The sequence below is a fragment of the Mitsuaria sp. TWR114 genome (assembly GCF_007997345.1).
In genome coordinates this window covers 1-14,883 of record NZ_VOSR01000258.1, presented here as the reverse complement: position 1 = coordinate 14,883, position 14,883 = coordinate 1, and the positions used below count along the sequence as shown (strand labels likewise).

The following is a 14,883-nucleotide window of genomic DNA, read 5'->3' as shown; positions in this document are numbered from 1 at the left end:
CCAGATGACGCAGCAGAACGCGGCGCTGGTCGAGGAATCGGCCGCGGCGGCGGAGTCGCTGAAGGACCAGTCGGCACAGCTGGTCGACGCGGTGGCGAGCTTCAAGCTGGGCTGACCGGGCACGGCCGCTGGCCCTCACCCCCCGCCCTCCCGCAAGCGGGCGAGGGAGCCAGTGGCAGCGCGCCGCCCGAGAGCATCCCCCTCTGCGAAGGGGCCAAGGGGTGCTCGGTAAACTGCCCCGATGAATGCGCCAATGCAAGGGGCCGGGCTGGCCCGCTGGACCCATCGATACGCGAGTCTGGGGCCGGATTTCTACACCGAGCTGCCCGGCACCGGCCTCCCCGACCCGCACTGGGTCGCCACCAGCCCCGATTGCGCCGCCCTGCTGGGCTGGCCCGCCGACTGGTGGACCCGCCCCGAGATGCTCCCGGCCTTCAGCGGCAACGCGCCGCTGCCCGGCATGAAGCCGCTGGCCACCGTGTACAGCGGCCATCAGTTCGGCGTGTGGGCCGGCCAGCTCGGCGACGGCCGCGCGCTGCTGCTGGGCGGCGTCGACGGCCCGAACGGCCATTTCGAACTGCAGCTCAAGGGCGCCGGCCTGACACCCTACTCGCGTCGCGGCGACGGCCGCGCGGTGCTGCGCTCGTCGATCCGCGAGTTCCTCTGCTCCGAGGCGATGGCCGCGCTCGGCATCCCGACCACCCGCGCGCTGGCCATCACCGGCTCCACCACGCTGAAGGTGCAGCGCGAGCGCGTCGAGACCGGCGCCGTCGTCACCCGCGTCGCGCCCAGCTTCCTGCGCTTCGGCCACTTCGAGCACTTCACCCACCACGGGATGGAGGCCCGCACGCGCGAGCTCTTCGACTTCTTCATCCGCCACCACGCGCCGGAATGCGCCACCGCGCCCAATCCCGTCACCGCCGCGCTGGCCAAGGTCGCCGCGCAGACCGCGGAACTCGTCGCGCAGTGGCAGGCCGTGGGCTTCATGCATGGCGTGATGAACACCGACAACATGTCGATGCTGGGCCTGACCATCGACTACGGCCCCTTCGGTTTCATGGACGGCTTCGACCCCGGCCACATCTGCAACCACTCGGACCATCAGGGTCGTTATGCCTTCGCGCGCCAGCCGCAGGTGGCGTTCTGGAACCTGCATGCGCTGGCCCAGGCGCTGCTGCCGCTGATGCCGGGCGTCGACACCGACGCCGAGGCGGCCGGCGATGCGCTGATCGAGTCGCTGGAGATCTACCGCGAGCGCTTCGGCACCGCGCTGCTCGGCGCGATGCGCGCGAAGCTGGGCTTGAGCGCGGAGGTCGACGAGCGCGGCGAGGACGGCCCGCTGATCGACGACTGGCTGCGGCTGCTCGCCACCCATCGCACCGACTACACGATCGCGCACCGGCGCCTGTCGGGCTTCGATCCGGCGCAGCCGGTCGAGGCGCCCGCCCATGCGGCCCTGCGCGACCTGTTCCTGGACCGCGCGGCCTTCGATGCCTGGGCCGGGCGTTACGCGGCGCGCTTGAAGATCGAGCCGGCGGACGCACATGCGACCCGTGCCGCTCGCATGGACGCGGTCAATCCGGCGGTGGTGCTGCGCAACCACCTGGCCGAGACGGCGATCCAGCGGGCCGAGGCCGGCGACTTCGACGAAGTGCGCCGGCTGCTGGAGGTGCTGCGCCGCCCGTTCGACGCGCCCGCCCAGGCGTCCGACGCCGACTTCCCGCCCGACTGGGCGCAAACGCTAGAGGTTTCCTGTTCATCATGAGCCGCTACGACAAGTTCACCGAGAACGCCACCGAGGTCGACCGCGACCGCGACACCGCCTACCCCGTCCGGAAGACCGATGCCCAGTGGCGCGAGCAGCTCGACCCGACGCAGTACCAGGTCGCCCGCCACGCCGCCACCGAGCGCGCCTTCACCGGCAAGTACTGGGACCACTGGGAGGCCGGCCGCTACAACTGCGTCGGCTGCGGCACGCCGCTCTTCCAGGCCGACACCAAGTTCGACGCCGGCTGCGGCTGGCCCAGCTATTACGAGCCGATCAACGCCGAGGTCATCGAGCGCGTCGTCGACAAGACGCATGGCATGGTGCGCGTCGAGGTGCGCTGCAACCGCTGCGGCACCCACCTGGGCCACGTCTTTCCCGATGGCCCGGAACCGACGGGCGAGCGCTTCTGCATCAATTCGGCCGCGATAGACTTCGAGCCCCAGCGCTGAGCGCTGCCGAACTGGTCCCTGAATGAAGCTGTTGCTCGATTTCCTGCCGCTCCTGCTGTTCTTCGTCACGTTCAAGTACGCCGATGGGCAGCCGGAGTGGGCAGCGGCCTTCGCGACCGAGCACCTGGGTTTCCTGGTGTCCGGCGGCAAGGTCGGCCCCACCGAGGCGCCGGTGCTGCTGGCCACCCTGGTCGTGATGTTCGCCACCATCGCCCAGGTGCTCTACCTCAAGCTGCGCCGCCGCAAGGTCGACCTGATGCTGTGGGTCAGCCTGGGGCTGGTGATGACGCTGGGCGCGGCCACCGTCTACTTCCACAACGAGACCTTCATCAAGTGGAAGCCGACGATGCTGTACTGGGCGTTCTCCGCGGCCTTCCTGGTCAGCCATCTCTTCCTCGGCAAGAACCTGCTGCGCAAGATGCTGGGCGCCGAGCTGCACCTGCCGGATCCGGTCTGGGCGCGCCTGAACTGGGCCTGGGTGACCTTCTTCGCCGCGATGGGTTTTGCGAATCTTTACGTCGCTTACTCGTACAGCACCGAGGCCTGGGCCAACTTCAAGGCCTTCGGGTCGACGGGGCTGATCCTGCTGTTCACGCTCGGCCAGGGCGTCTACATGAGCCGGCACCTGCCGCAGGAGAGCGAGGCCCCGGCCGAGGAGACCAAGCCATGAGCGGCGGCGCGGGACCTTCCCCTTCGTCGGCGCCGAACCCGGCGGCGACGCCGTCGGTCGAGATCGAGGCCCGGCTGCGGGCCGCGCTGGCGCCGGTCTCGCTCTCGCTGCGGGACGACACCGCCCACCACGCCGGCCACGCCGGCGCCCGCGAGGGCGGCCACTACTACCTCGAAATCGTGAGCCCGCGCTTTGCCGGTTTACCCAGGGTGGCGCGGCATCGGCTCGTATATCATGCGCTCGCCGATCTGATGCAGAAGGGCATACACGCGCTGGCCATCGATGCCCGCGCGCCCGACGAACAGCAGAAACCAGGTCCCTAGTAGCGCCGCCTGCCGGCGCTTTGTTTTGGAGCGTTCGCGCTCACCCGGGAGTCGAAAGGCCCTTTACCCATCATGAAGAAGTTTGTGCTTGCCGCCACCGTGGCGGCCATCGGCGCCGTGACCCTGCCGGCCATGGCCCAGAACATCGCGATCGTGAACGGCAAGCCCGTGCCCAAGGCCCGCGCCGACGTGCTGATCAGCCAGATCACGAAGGCCGGCCAGCCGCGCAGCCCGGAAATGGAATCGAAGGTGAAGGACGAGGTCGTCCTGCGCGAGATCTTCCTGCAGGAAGCCGAGAAGCGCGGCCTGAACAAGACCGACGACTACAAGAACCAGATGGAACTGGCGCGCCAGTCCCTGCTGATCCGCGAGCTGTTCTCGGACTACGCCAAGAAGAACCCGGTCAGCGAAGCCGACGCCAAGGTCGAGTACGAGAAGTTCAAGGCCCAGGCCACCGGCACCGAATTCCACGCCCGCCACATCCTGGTGGAGAAGGAAGAAGACGCCAAGGCGCTGATCAAGCAGCTCAACGGCGGCGCGAAGTTCGAGGACGTCGCGACCAAGAACTCCAAGGACACCGGCTCCGCCCAGAACGGCGGCGACCTGGGCTGGTCCGCCCCGGACGCCTACGTGCCCGAGTTCAGCGCCGCGATGGCCAAGCTCAAGGCCGGCGAGATGACGCAGGAGCCGGTCAAGTCGCAGTTCGGCTTCCACATCATCAAGCTGGAAGAGACGCGCCAGGCGCAGTTCCCGGCCTTCGACGACGTCAAGGGCCAGATCATCCAGCGCATGCAGCAGCAGAAGGTTGCTGAGTTCCAGGAAGAACTGCGCACCAAGGCCAAGACCGACTACAAGTTCTCCGCGAACTGATCGTCGTTCCGACCGGTCTTTGCTGTACCGTTCGAAGCCCGCGCCGCTGCCTGGCAGCCGCGCGGGCTTTTCACATCTGACGTTCCCCATGTCCGCGGGCATCGCGCCCCTCTGAGCTCTCCTCCATGACGGCTTCCCGACTTGCCCGCCGCCTGCTGCCCTCGCCGGAGTCCCTGGAACAGACCAAGGGGCTGAAGTGGCTCGGCCATTACCTGCGCGAGCGGCCCTGGCTGTGGGTGGCGCACCGCCGGCGCGTGGCGCTGGGGGCGGCGCTGGGGCTGGCGGTGGGCGTGATCCCGCTGCCGACGCAGATGCTGCTGGCGGCCGTCGTGGCGATCGTGTGCCGCGCCAACGTGGCGGCGGCAATTGCCGCCACCTGGCTGACGAATCCGCTGACGCTGGTACCGATCTGGACGCTGGCGATCTTCCTGGGCCGCCAGGTGCTGGGCATCCACGGTCCGATTTCCGCGCCGAGGGAACTGGCGCTCAATTGGGGCGATCCGGCCAGCTGGTGGCCGGCCATCGGCCAGTGGCTGTCGGAGCTCGGCGCGCCGCTGCTGGCGGGCCTGCCGCTGGCGGGCCTGCTGCTGGGCGCGACGCTCTACGTCGTGGTCTACGTCGGCTGGTGGGCCGTCATCCGCCTCGAGCGCCGCCGGCGCCTGCGCGAACGCGCGCTGCGCCTCTGATCCTCCCCCGCCGTCCTCGGTCTCAAAACCGCCGAAGGACACCGCTGGTTGGGGACGGTGGGCCTTGGGGTTCCGGCGCTTGCCGCCGGGGCCCCATGGCCCAGCGGCCAACGCACCGGTCTCAGCAGGCCGACAGCCTCACGCCGGCAGATCCGCCATCGTGATGTCCTGCAGATGCCCTGCCGAGATCCTCAGCTGCCGCTCGCAGCGCGCCGCGATGGCTTGGTCATGGGTGACCATCACCAGCGTCGTCCCCAGCTCCCGGTTGAGTTCGAACATCAGCGCCATCACCTGCTCGCCGGTCGCGTAGTCGAGGCTGCCGGTCGGCTCGTCCGCGAGCAGCAGCGCCGGCTGCTGCACGAAGGCCCGCGCCAGCGCCACGCGCTGCTGCTCGCCCCCCGACAGCACCCGCGGATAGTGCGACAGCCGCTGCCCCAGCCCGACGCGCTCGAGCATCTGCCGCGCCTGCGCGCGGGCATCGCGCTCGCCGCGCAGCTCCAGCGGCAGCATCACGTTCTCCAGCGCCGTCAGGTGGGCCAGCAGCTGGAAGCTCTGGAACACAAAGCCCAGGTGCGCGCCGCGCAGCGCGGCGCGGCCGTCCTCGTCGAGCGCGAACATGTCCTGCCCACGCAGCCGCACCGTGCCTTCGGACGGCGTGTCCAGGCCCGCGAGGATGGACAGCAGCGTGCTCTTGCCCGAGCCCGACTGCCCCAGCAGCGCGACGATCTCGCCCTCGCGCAGGTGGAAGTCCACGTCCGCGAGCACCGGCCGCGGATGCCCGTCGGCCGAGCGGAAGCGCTTGCCGACGCCATGGAGTTCGATGATGGATGCGGTCATGCGGTGCTCCTCACAGATGCATGCGGTCCTCGGCCAGCCGGTACAGGCGGCGCCAGACGAAGTGGTTCAGGCCCATCACGAAGACGCACATCACGCCGATGCCCAGCGCGATCCGCGGGAAGTCACCCTTGGCCGTCATCTCCGCGATGTAGCTGCCCAGGCCATGCGCCTTGAGCGTGGTGTCGCCCCAGGACACGTACTCGGCCACGATGCTGGCGTTCCACGAGCCGCCGCTGGCGGTGATCGCCCCGGTGACGAAGCTGGGGAAGACCGCCGGCAGCAGGTAGCGGCGCCATTTCAGCCAGCCGCTCAGGCCCAGGTTGCGCGCGGCGTGCCGCAGCTCGGCCGGGATGTTGGACGCGCCGGCGATGACGTTGAACAGCAGGTACCACTGCGTGCCGAAGATCATCAGCGGCGAGAGCCACACGTCTGGATCGAGTTTCCAGCGCACGATCAGCACCACGACCACCGGGAACAGCAGGTTGGCCGGGAAGGCGGCCAGGAACTGCGCCACCGCCTGCAGGCGACCGGACCAGCGCGGGTTCATCCCGATCCAGATGCCCACCGGCACCCACACCAGCGCCGCCAGCGCGATCAGCACCAGCACCCGCGCCAGCGTCACCAGGCCCAGGCCGAGCACATGGCCCGCCTCGGACCAGCCGACCTCGGCATGGACGAAGCGCACCAGCTGGTACAGCGCCACCATCACCGCGGCGGCCAGCACCGCATCCCAGGCGCGCTGCCACGCGGCCACGGCGATGCGCGGGCGTGCGCGGATCGAGGTGCCGTCATGGTGCCGGCGGAACCAGACCAGGCTGCCCTCGAGCCGGTCCACCAACCACGCCGCGGCGCGGCGCGTGAACGCGGTGCGGCGCAGCCAGTTCAGCATCCAGGAGTTGGGCGCGTTGTCGGTGCCGCTGTCCTCGAAGCGGAACTTGTCGGCCCAGGCGACCAGCGGCCGGAACACCAGCTGGTCGTAGAGCACGATGCCCACGAGCATCGCCACGATCGCCCAGCCGATCGCGCCGAGGTCGCGCGCCTCGATCGCCATGGCGATGTAGGAGCCGACGCCGGGCAGCTTGATGCTCTGGTCGGACACCGAGATGGCCTCCGACGCGACGACGAAGAACCAGCCGCCCGACATCGACATCATCATGTTCCAGAGCAGCCCGGGCATCGCGTAGGGCAACTCCAGCCGCCAGAAGCGCTGCCAGCCGGAGAGCTGGAACACCCGCGCGGCCTCGTCGAGCTCCGAAGGCACGGTGCGCAGCGACTGGTAGAGGCTGAAGGCCATGTTCCAGGCCTGCGAGGTGAAGATCGCGAAGATCGCCGCGCACTCGACGCCCAGCAGGTTGCCGGGGAACAGCGCGATGAAGCCGGTCACCGTGATCGACAGGAAACCCAGGATGGGGATGGACTGCAGGATGTCGAGCATCGGCACCAGCACCTTCTCGGCGGCGCGCACCTTGGCCGCGAGCACCGCGAAGACCGCGCTGAACAGCAGCGCCAGCACCATCGCGGCCAGCATGCGCAGGTTGGTGCGCAGCAGGTAGTAGGGCAGGTGGGACGGGTCCAGCGACAAGGGCAGCGGATCGCCCAGCGCGAAGGGACGCGTCATCTGCGCCGCGCCGTAGGCCAGCAGCACGAGCAGGCCCAGCACCAGCGGCAGCAGCGCCCAGTCCCAGCGATTGGTGCCCGCCTCGACCACGGGGCGGGGGAAGAATTGGCGGCGGTCCATGCGCGCTCTCTTCTCTACATGGATTCCAGGGAACAGACGACCCCCTGGGGCCCCCCGCGCGAAGGTCCGCAGGATGCCTGCGGCGGCCTTCAGAAACCTGTCCGCTGTCTGTCCGCTGTCTGGCCGCGCGCGGCCCGCGCGCCACCCGCGCCTCAGCGGCGCAGGCCGTGCGCCACCTCGAAGAAGGAGCCGAGCAGCAGGCTGTCGCGGCGCTCCTTCAGGCAGTACAGATGCGTCTCGGTGAAGGCCGGGTCGCCCTCGATGCGCACCGGGCGGAAGCGCGCGTCGGGGATGAATTCCGCCTCGGACACGACGCCGATGCCGATGCCGCGCGCGGCCGCCTCGCGCAGCGCCTCGCGGCTGCCGATCTCCATCGCGACGCGCGGCGTGATGCCCGCCTGGCGCAGCGCCGACTCGAGCGCGCGGCGCGTGCTCGATCCGGCTTCGCGCTGCAGTAGCGGCTGCTCGGCCAGCTCCCGCAGCGACACATGCTCCCGCGCGGCGAAGGGATGGTCGAGGTGGACGAAGAGGATGATCGCGTGCCGCGCGTAGGCCATGGTCTCGAAGCCCGGCGCGTCGTGGAAGCGCGCCAGCACGCCGACGTCGATCACGTAGTTCTCCAGGTCGCCGAAGACCTGCGCCGAATTGCCCAGCCGGATCGAGACGTCCACCTTGGGATAGCGCTGGCGGTAGGCGTCGACCATCTCGATGACGTGGAAGGGACCCACCGCGCCGAGCTTGAGCTGCCCGCGGGTGAGCTCCCCGCAGTCATGCAGCAGGTTGTAGGCCTCGACCTCCAGCGCGGCAAGCTGCCGGGCGATCGGCAGCAACTGGTGGCCGACGCTGGTCAGCTCGATGCGATGGCCGCGGCGGTGGAAGAGCTCCACCTTGTGCTGCTGCTCCAGGCCCTGCACCTGCGTCGTCAGGGTCGGCTGCGAGAGCCCGAGCGCCCGCGCCGCCGCGCTGAAGCTGCCATGGCGGGCGACGGCGAGGAAGGCGCGGAGCTTGGCGGCGGACATGTATAGACGCTCTCGATGATTTCTTGCGGTTGGTCATATTGATTCGATCGAGTGACGGTCACGTGACGTTCCTACGCTGCGCGGGCAGTTCCCCCTCAACCCGACCTGGAGTGCCCATGACCCGGACCCGTTTCCCGCGCCCGCCGGCGCATCGCTCGCCTGCGCGCTTCGCCGCGCTGTCCACCGCCCTGTTCACCGCGTCGATCGCGGCGCTGCTCGCCATGGCCCCGCCGCCCGCGCAGGCGCAATCGGCCCCGAGCCCGCTGGCCTCGTTCACGCGCACGCTCAACGCCGCGATCTCCGGCTACAACCGCGAGCACCTGAACGGCGTCTCGCCCGAGGCCTGCGCCGCGGCCTGCCTGGCCGATGCGCGCAAGTCGTGGTGCGTGAGCTTCGACTACTACAAGGCCTCGCAGCAGTGCGACCTCAGCGACAAGCGCGCGGCCGACGTGGGCGGGCTCAAGACCGACTACGCCGGCAACCCGTATGACCATTACGCGCTGATCCCCGGTCCCGGCGTACCCAACCCGATCGTGGGCCCCTACGGCCGGCGCCATGTGCTGGTGACCGGCATCGACGGCCTGCGTGGCGACGCGCTGTTCTGCGCCGGTTGCGCGACCACGCCGGCGCTGAGCCAACTCGCCGCGGTGGGCGCCTTCCACGGCAACGTGCTGGCCGGCGGTTCGCAGTCCACCTACAGCGGCCCGGGCTGGGGCACGCTGTTCACCGGCTACTGGGCGGACCAGCATGGCGTCACCGGCAACGACGCCAGCCTGCCGCTGCGCAAGCCGCATGTCTTCGACCGCATCAAGCAGGCCTACCCGACCGCCACGATCGCGGTGGTCGGTGACTGGGCCAACATCACCGGCAACCTCAAGCCCGTGGCGGCGGACTTCGTCGTGGCCAACGCAGCGAAGAACTCGCAGCAGGCGACGGATGCGGTCAAGGGCTGGTTGTCGTGGACGAACCCGCCGACCGCGATCTTCTATTACCTGCACAACGTCGACATCCACGCCGCCAGCTACGACCCCTACAACGCCTACTACCAGTCCAAGATCGCCGGCGAGGACGCGCAGATCCAGCAGGTGCTGGACGCCCTCTCGGCGCGGCCGACCTATGCGCAGGAGGAGTGGCTGATCGTCGTCGTCTCCGACCATGGCGGCACCGGCAGCGGCCATGGCGGCCAAAGCGCCGGCGAGCGCGATGCGGCGCTGGTGATGACCAACCGCTACCGCAATCCCACCAAGCCGGCCTACTGCCAGGGCGACCTGACCGGCACGCCGCTGCCCCAGACCGACGCGCTGACGCCTCACGTGCTGGACTTCCTCGGCCTGGTCAACGATACGGCCGGGAGCAAGCACCCCGCTTGCGGCAGCCACTGAAGGCGCCGGCTGAAGGCAAGCTGACCAGGGCCGGAGGAGGCGCGGCCCCTCCGGCCCTTCGACGCTCCGGCCCTGCGGCGCGCCCGGAGAGACCGAGCGGACGATCCATAGATCGCATGAATGCTTCGGTCGAGAAATCAACATGGGATCGATGGATCTGCTGTCATGTTGGATTCATAGAGTGCCGGCATCCGCTCACCACTCCTGGATGCCGCCATGTCCCATCCCCGCTTCTCCGCCGCGCGCCGCACCGCGCTGGGTGCCGCCCTGGTCCTCACCGTCTGCGCGGGCCTGCCGCGGCACGCATCGGCCCAGCCGCGGGCGCTGACCATCGGCCTGATCCCGGCCGAGGACTCCCAGGCCATGATCGAGTCCAGCCGGCAGGTGCTGGACGCGCTGCAGCAGCAGCTGGGCATGCCGGTGAAGCCCTTCGTGGCCACCGACTACAACGGCGTCATCGAGGCGCTGCGTGCGAAGAAGCTGGACGTGGCCTACCTCGGCCCGTTCTCCTACGTGCTGGCGAGCTCGGTGGCCGAGGTCGAGGCCTTCTCCGTCGCGGTGACGAAGAAGGCCGGCCAGAGCGCCTACCGGAGCGTCATCCTCGCCCGCAAGGACAGCGGCCTGCGCAGCGTCGCCGAGCTCAAGGGCCGCAACTTCGCCTTCGTGGATCCGAGTTCCGCCTCCGGCCATCTGTTCCCCAAGGCAGGACTGCAGCAGACGGGGCTGGATCCGGAGACCTACTTCGGCCGCGTCGTGTTCTCAGGCTCGCATGACGCCAGCATCCTGGCGGTGGCCAACAGGAAGGTCGACGCGGCCGCCGTCGCGGACCGCATCTTCAACAGCGCCGTCGCCAAGGGGACGGTCAAGCAGGACGACTTCGTCGTGCTGTGGTCCTCCAGACCGATTCCCGAATCGCCGATGGTCTGGCGCAAGGACCTCGATCCGGCGCTCAAGGAGAAGCTCGCCAAGGCGCTGGCCAACCTCAAGGACGTGAAGTGGGGCGACCAGGGCGTGCTCAACGGCTTCCAGCCGACCAGCGACGCCGCCTACGACGTGGTCCGCGACACCGCCAAGGTGCTCAAGCTCGACCTGCGGAGCATGAAGTGATCGCGCTGCGTGGCGTCACCAAGCGCTTCGGCGACAACGCCGTGCTGCGCGGCGTCGACCTGGACGTGCGGCCCGGTGAATTCCTGGTCGTGCTCGGCCCGTCCGGCGCCGGCAAGTCCACCTTGCTGCGCTGCATGAACCGCCTGGTCCAGGCCGACGGCGGGACGATGACGATCGCCGGCCTGGACGCGCGCGGCGCCGAACGCGCCACGGAACTGCGCGAGCTGCGTCGGCGCGTGGCGATGGTGTTCCAGCACCACCAGGTCGTGCCGCGGCTCAGCGTGCTGAAGAACGTGCTCAGCGGGCGGCTCGGCGCGATGGCCGTCTGGCGCTCGGTGCTGCAGCTGTTCCGCGCGTCCGACATCGCGCTGGCCATGGCCTGTCTGGACCGCGTCGGCCTCGCCCACAAGGCGGCGTCGCGCACCGACGCGCTGTCGGGCGGGCAGATGCAGCGCGTGGGCATCGCCCGCGCGCTGGCGCAGCAACCGCAGGTGATCCTGGCCGACGAGCCGGTCGCGAGCCTGGACCCGCACACCGCGCGCCAGGCGCTCGGCTACCTGAAGCAGGCCTGCCGCGAGCTCGGCATCACCGTGGTCTGCAACCTGCACCAGGTCGACTACGCGCGCGAATTCGGCGACCGCATCGTCGGGCTCTCGCAGGGGCGCGTGCTTTTCGACCGGCTGCCGCGGGAGCTCTCCGAGGCGGAACTTGACGCGCTCTACGCGGGCAGCGCCGCGCAGGCTGGCCTGCAGCTGATCGCGCCGGTGAATGCGCCAGCAAATGAGTCAGCGAATGACCCGGAGCGCATTGCCTCGATGGCAGCGTCGGCGCCGCCGGCCACCACCGCCCCGACCTGGAGAACCGCATGACGACGATGACCGCTGTCGACCGCGCCGCCCGCGATCGCACCCGCTGGCTGGTGGGAATGCCCACGACGCCGGGCGGCTGGACGAAGCTGCTGGCGCTGATGGTCGCGGGCCTGTGGGCGCTGCAGTGGAGCGCCCGGGGCGCGCAGCTGAGCCCGGCCGAGCTGGCGAGCGGACTGCCGCAGATCGCCGATTTCCTCGGCCGCACCTGGCCGCCGGACTGGCGCATCCTGGAGCGGCTGTGGGCGCCGGCGCTGGAGACGGTCCAGATCGCCGTGTGGGGCACGCTGCTGGGCGTGATCGGCGCGATCCCGGTGTCCTTCCTCGCGGCGCGCAACCTGCAGGGACCCCGCTGGCTGTATCACCTCACCCGCCAGGGCCTGAACGTGACCCGCAGCATCAATGAACTGATCCTGGCGCTGGTGTTCGTGTCGGCCGTGGGGCTGGGACCGTTCCCGGGCGTGCTGGCGTTGGCGGTGCATGGCGCGGGCATGCTGGGCAAGTTCTTCGCCGAGGCCATCGAGGAGATCGACGACGGCCCGCTCGAGGCGCTGCGCGCCACCGGCGCCCGGCCGCTGCAGGTGATCGCCTTCGGCGTGCTGCCGCAGGTGATCACCGCCTGGATCGCGGTGGTGCTCTATCGCTTCGAGGTCAACCTGCGCTCGGCGACGGTGCTGGGCATGGTGGGCGCGGGCGGGCTGGGCTTCGAGCTGGTGGGCAGTCTCAAGCTCTTCAAGTATCCCGAGACCGCGACCTGCATCCTCGTGATCACGGCGATGGTCGTCAGCGCCGACCTGGTGTCGAGCCGGCTGCGCCGCGCGATCCAGGATGCCGGTCGGCATTGAACCGTCATCGAGCGCGAGGACCCGCCCATGACCCCCTGGACCTTCCACAACCCCGTCGACGTGCGGGCCGGCAACGGCGCGCTGGCGCAACTGCCGCGCCTGGTCCGCGCGCGCGACGCGTTGCTGATCGCCTTCCCGGAGGCCGAGGCGCTCGGTCTGGTCGGCCGGGTGCGCGAGCTGCTCGGCGATCGCCTCGTCGCGGTCGAGACCGACATCCGCCCCAATCCCGACCTGCGCTGGCTCGCGCCGCTGTACGAGCGACTCTGGCGCGAGCACCGCGGCGCGCGCTGCGTGATCGCACTGGGCGGCGGCAGCAGCATCGACTGCGCCAAGGCGATGCTGACGGCGACGCCGTCGGGCCGCTTCGATGAACTGCTCGATCACCTCGTCGATCCGAAGGCGGCGCCGCTGTCGGCGGATGCGCCGCATCGCGCGCTGATCGCGGTGCCGACCACCGCCGGCACCGGCAGCGAGGTCACGCCCTGGGCGACGCTGTGGGACGCCGCGCGCGGCCGCAAGCATTCGCTGCACCTGCCCTGGACCTGGCCGGAGGCGGCGATCGTCGATCCGTCGTTGATGGTGAGCCTGCCGCCGGGCGCCACGCTCGCGAGCGGACTGGACGCGCTGTCGCACGCGCTGGAGGCGCTGTGGAACGTGCATCGCAATCCGGTGTCCTCCAGCCTGGCGGCGAGCGCCGCGCGGGCGATCGTCGCGACGCTGCCGGCGCTGCTGCGCGAGCCGCGCCGGCTCGACCTGCGGGAGGCGCTGGCCGTCGCGGCGCTGCAGGCCGGCATGGCCTTCTCCAACACCCGGACCGCGCTGGCGCATTCGCTGTCCTACGACATCACCTTGTCGCGCGGCACGGCGCACGGCATCGCCTGTTCGTTCAGCCTGCCGCGCGTGATGCGCCTGGCCTTCGGGCGCGACGCGGCGCTGGACGCGTGGCTGCTGTCGATCTTCGACGCGGCCGATGCGGACGGCGCGGTCGCCGCGCTGGAACGTTTCCTGGCCGCGCTGGGCGTGTCCACCGATCCCGCCGACTACGGCATCTCCCCCGACGACTGGGACGCGCGCGTCGCTCAAGCGCTGCGCGGCCCCCGCGGACGCAACTTCATCCAGGCCCTCGCATGAACGACGTTTCGATTGCCACTCCTGTTCAGACGCACTCGACGGGCTCGACGAACCACGCCGCGTCGAGCACCACGACCGCCGAGGTCCGGCGCCACCCGCGCCTGCAGGCGGTGATCTTCGACTGGGCCGGCACGCTGGTCGACCACGGCTCGCTGGCGCCGACGCAGATCTTCGTCGACGCCTTCGCGACCTTCGGGATCACGCTGACGCTGGACGAGGCGCGCGGCCCGATGGGGCTGTCCAAGCGCGACCACACCCGCACGCTGCTGGAGGACAACAGCCTGCAGGCGCAATGGCGCGCGCGTTTCGGCCGCGCATCGACCGACGCGGACATCGACGCGATCTATGAGCGCTTCATGCCGATGCAGATCGCGCATGTCGGTCGTTACTCGGCGCCGATCCCGGGCGCGGTGGAGGTGCTCGCCGCGCTGCGCGGCGCGGGGCTGAAGATCGGCTCGTGCTCGGGTTATCCGCGCCAGGTGATGGACGTGCTGCTGCCGCAGGCCAAGGCCGATGGCGTCTGGGCGGACCACGTCGTCGCTGGCGACGAGCTGGCCGCGGGCGGGCGTCCCGGGCCGTTCATGGCCCTGGCCAACGTGCTGGCGCTGGGCATCGGCGACGTGCGCGCCTGCGTGAAGGTCGACGACACGACGCCCGGCATCGAGGAAGGCCGGCGCGCCGGCATGTGGACGGTGGGCCTGAGCCTGTCGGGCAACGAGACCGGCTTGACGCTCGAGCAGCTGCAGGCGCTGCCCGACGCGGAGCTCGCCGCGCGCCGTGACGCCGCGGCGCGGCGGCTGACGGCCTCGGGTGCGCACCTGGTGATCGACTCGGTCGCGCAGCTGCCGCGGGCGCTCGCGGAGATCGAGGCCCGCATGGCGCGCGGCGAGCGGCCCTGATCACCCCGAATGGGCCATCCCGGCGCCCCGCGTGCGAAACGCGTCCGCGCTCCGGCGGCCCGGGGGATGGGCGCTCCTATCATGGCCGGCGAACTTCCAGCCCCATGAGGTCGCCGTGTCCGCCAATCCCTCGATGCCTGCTCCCACGTCCTCGCGCCGCAAGCTGCTGGTGCTGATGCCGACGGCGGAGGAGCATCTGGCCCAGTTCCGCCAGCGTTATGACGTGATCTACGCGCCGACCGCCGAGGCGCGCGCCCAGGCGGTCGCCGGGCAGGGCGCGGAGATCGAGCTGG

General features: G+C 70.3%; 15 protein-coding genes. 12 read left to right on the top strand and 3 right to left on the bottom strand.

The genetic code is table 11. The features are described 5' to 3' along the window. Positions 1-241: 241 nt before the first annotated feature. From FUT87_RS11265 to FUT87_RS11240, 6 genes are all read left to right on the top strand, one after another. On the top strand, positions 242-1,765 hold the full coding sequence (locus tag FUT87_RS11265; RefSeq protein WP_147241073.1) for a YdiU family protein: 1,524 nt from the start codon (positions 242-244) through the stop codon (positions 1,763-1,765). Further along, a complete protein-coding gene (gene msrB / locus FUT87_RS11260) occupies positions 1,762-2,217 on the top strand; it encodes a peptide-methionine (R)-S-oxide reductase MsrB (RefSeq protein WP_091734049.1) in 456 nt (151 codons plus the stop codon). The genes FUT87_RS11265 and msrB overlap by 4 nt, the downstream gene beginning before the upstream one ends. A 22-nt stretch (positions 2,218-2,239) precedes the next feature. Then, a complete protein-coding gene (locus tag FUT87_RS11255; RefSeq protein ID WP_091734050.1) occupies positions 2,240-2,887 on the top strand; it encodes a septation protein A in 648 nt (215 codons plus the stop codon). Further along, complete coding sequence (locus FUT87_RS11250; protein WP_147241072.1) at positions 2,884-3,210, top strand: BolA family transcriptional regulator; 327 nt, start codon at positions 2,884-2,886, stop codon at positions 3,208-3,210. The genes FUT87_RS11255 and FUT87_RS11250 overlap by 4 nt, the downstream gene beginning before the upstream one ends. Positions 3,211-3,282: 72 nt before the next feature. Next, complete coding sequence (locus FUT87_RS11245; RefSeq protein WP_091734053.1) at positions 3,283-4,080, top strand: peptidylprolyl isomerase; 798 nt, start codon at positions 3,283-3,285, stop codon at positions 4,078-4,080. A gap of 125 nt (positions 4,081-4,205) precedes the next feature. Then, positions 4,206-4,766 carry a DUF2062 domain-containing protein gene (locus FUT87_RS11240; RefSeq protein WP_091734054.1) on the top strand — a complete coding sequence of 187 codons (561 nt, stop codon included), beginning with the start codon at positions 4,206-4,208 and terminating at the stop codon, positions 4,764-4,766. A 138-nt stretch (positions 4,767-4,904) separates the two neighbouring features. Here FUT87_RS11240 and FUT87_RS11235 read toward each other — a convergent pair whose 3' ends face one another. The 3 genes from FUT87_RS11235 to FUT87_RS11225 all read right to left on the bottom strand — a co-directional run bounded on the left by FUT87_RS11235 (position 4,905) and on the right by FUT87_RS11225 (position 8,360). Next, a complete protein-coding gene (locus FUT87_RS11235; RefSeq protein WP_147241071.1) occupies positions 4,905-5,603 on the bottom strand; it encodes an ABC transporter ATP-binding protein in 699 nt (232 codons plus the stop codon). Between the two features lie 10 nt (positions 5,604-5,613). Then, on the bottom strand, positions 5,614-7,341 hold the full coding sequence (locus tag FUT87_RS11230; protein WP_147241070.1) for an ABC transporter permease subunit: 1,728 nt from the start codon (positions 7,339-7,341) through the stop codon (positions 5,614-5,616). Between the two features lie 152 nt (positions 7,342-7,493). Further along, a complete protein-coding gene (locus FUT87_RS11225) occupies positions 7,494-8,360 on the bottom strand; it encodes a LysR substrate-binding domain-containing protein (protein WP_147241069.1) in 867 nt (288 codons plus the stop codon). A gap of 116 nt (positions 8,361-8,476) precedes the next feature. Between FUT87_RS11225 and FUT87_RS11220 the strand changes: the two genes are divergently transcribed. The 6 genes from FUT87_RS11220 (at position 8,477) to phnX (ending at position 14,590) form a co-directional block, all read left to right on the top strand. Beyond that, the gene (locus tag FUT87_RS11220) at positions 8,477-9,742 is read left to right on the top strand and encodes an alkaline phosphatase family protein (RefSeq protein WP_147241068.1); all 1,266 of its coding nucleotides are present in this window, start codon (positions 8,477-8,479) and stop codon (positions 9,740-9,742) included. Positions 9,743-9,958: 216 nt separating this feature from the next. Further along, positions 9,959-10,849, top strand: a complete 891-nt coding sequence (gene phnD, locus FUT87_RS11215) for a phosphonate ABC transporter substrate-binding protein (protein ID WP_147241067.1) — start codon at positions 9,959-9,961, stop codon at positions 10,847-10,849. Further along, the gene (gene phnC, locus FUT87_RS11210) at positions 10,846-11,718 is read left to right on the top strand and encodes a phosphonate ABC transporter ATP-binding protein (RefSeq protein WP_147241066.1); all 873 of its coding nucleotides are present in this window, start codon (positions 10,846-10,848) and stop codon (positions 11,716-11,718) included. Before phnD ends, phnC begins: the two co-directional genes overlap by 4 nt. Continuing rightward, complete coding sequence (gene phnE, locus FUT87_RS11205; RefSeq protein WP_222617114.1) at positions 11,715-12,560, top strand: phosphonate ABC transporter, permease protein PhnE; 846 nt, start codon at positions 11,715-11,717, stop codon at positions 12,558-12,560. Before phnC ends, phnE begins: the two co-directional genes overlap by 4 nt. A 27-nt stretch (positions 12,561-12,587) precedes the next feature. Continuing rightward, on the top strand, positions 12,588-13,691 hold the full coding sequence (gene psrA, locus FUT87_RS11200; protein ID WP_147241065.1) for an iron-containing alcohol dehydrogenase PsrA: 1,104 nt from the start codon (positions 12,588-12,590) through the stop codon (positions 13,689-13,691). Then, entirely contained in the window at positions 13,688-14,590 is a 903-nt protein-coding gene (gene phnX, locus FUT87_RS11195) for a phosphonoacetaldehyde hydrolase (protein WP_147241064.1), read from the top strand. Before psrA ends, phnX begins: the two co-directional genes overlap by 4 nt. The last annotated feature ends 293 nt before the right edge of the window (positions 14,591-14,883 follow it).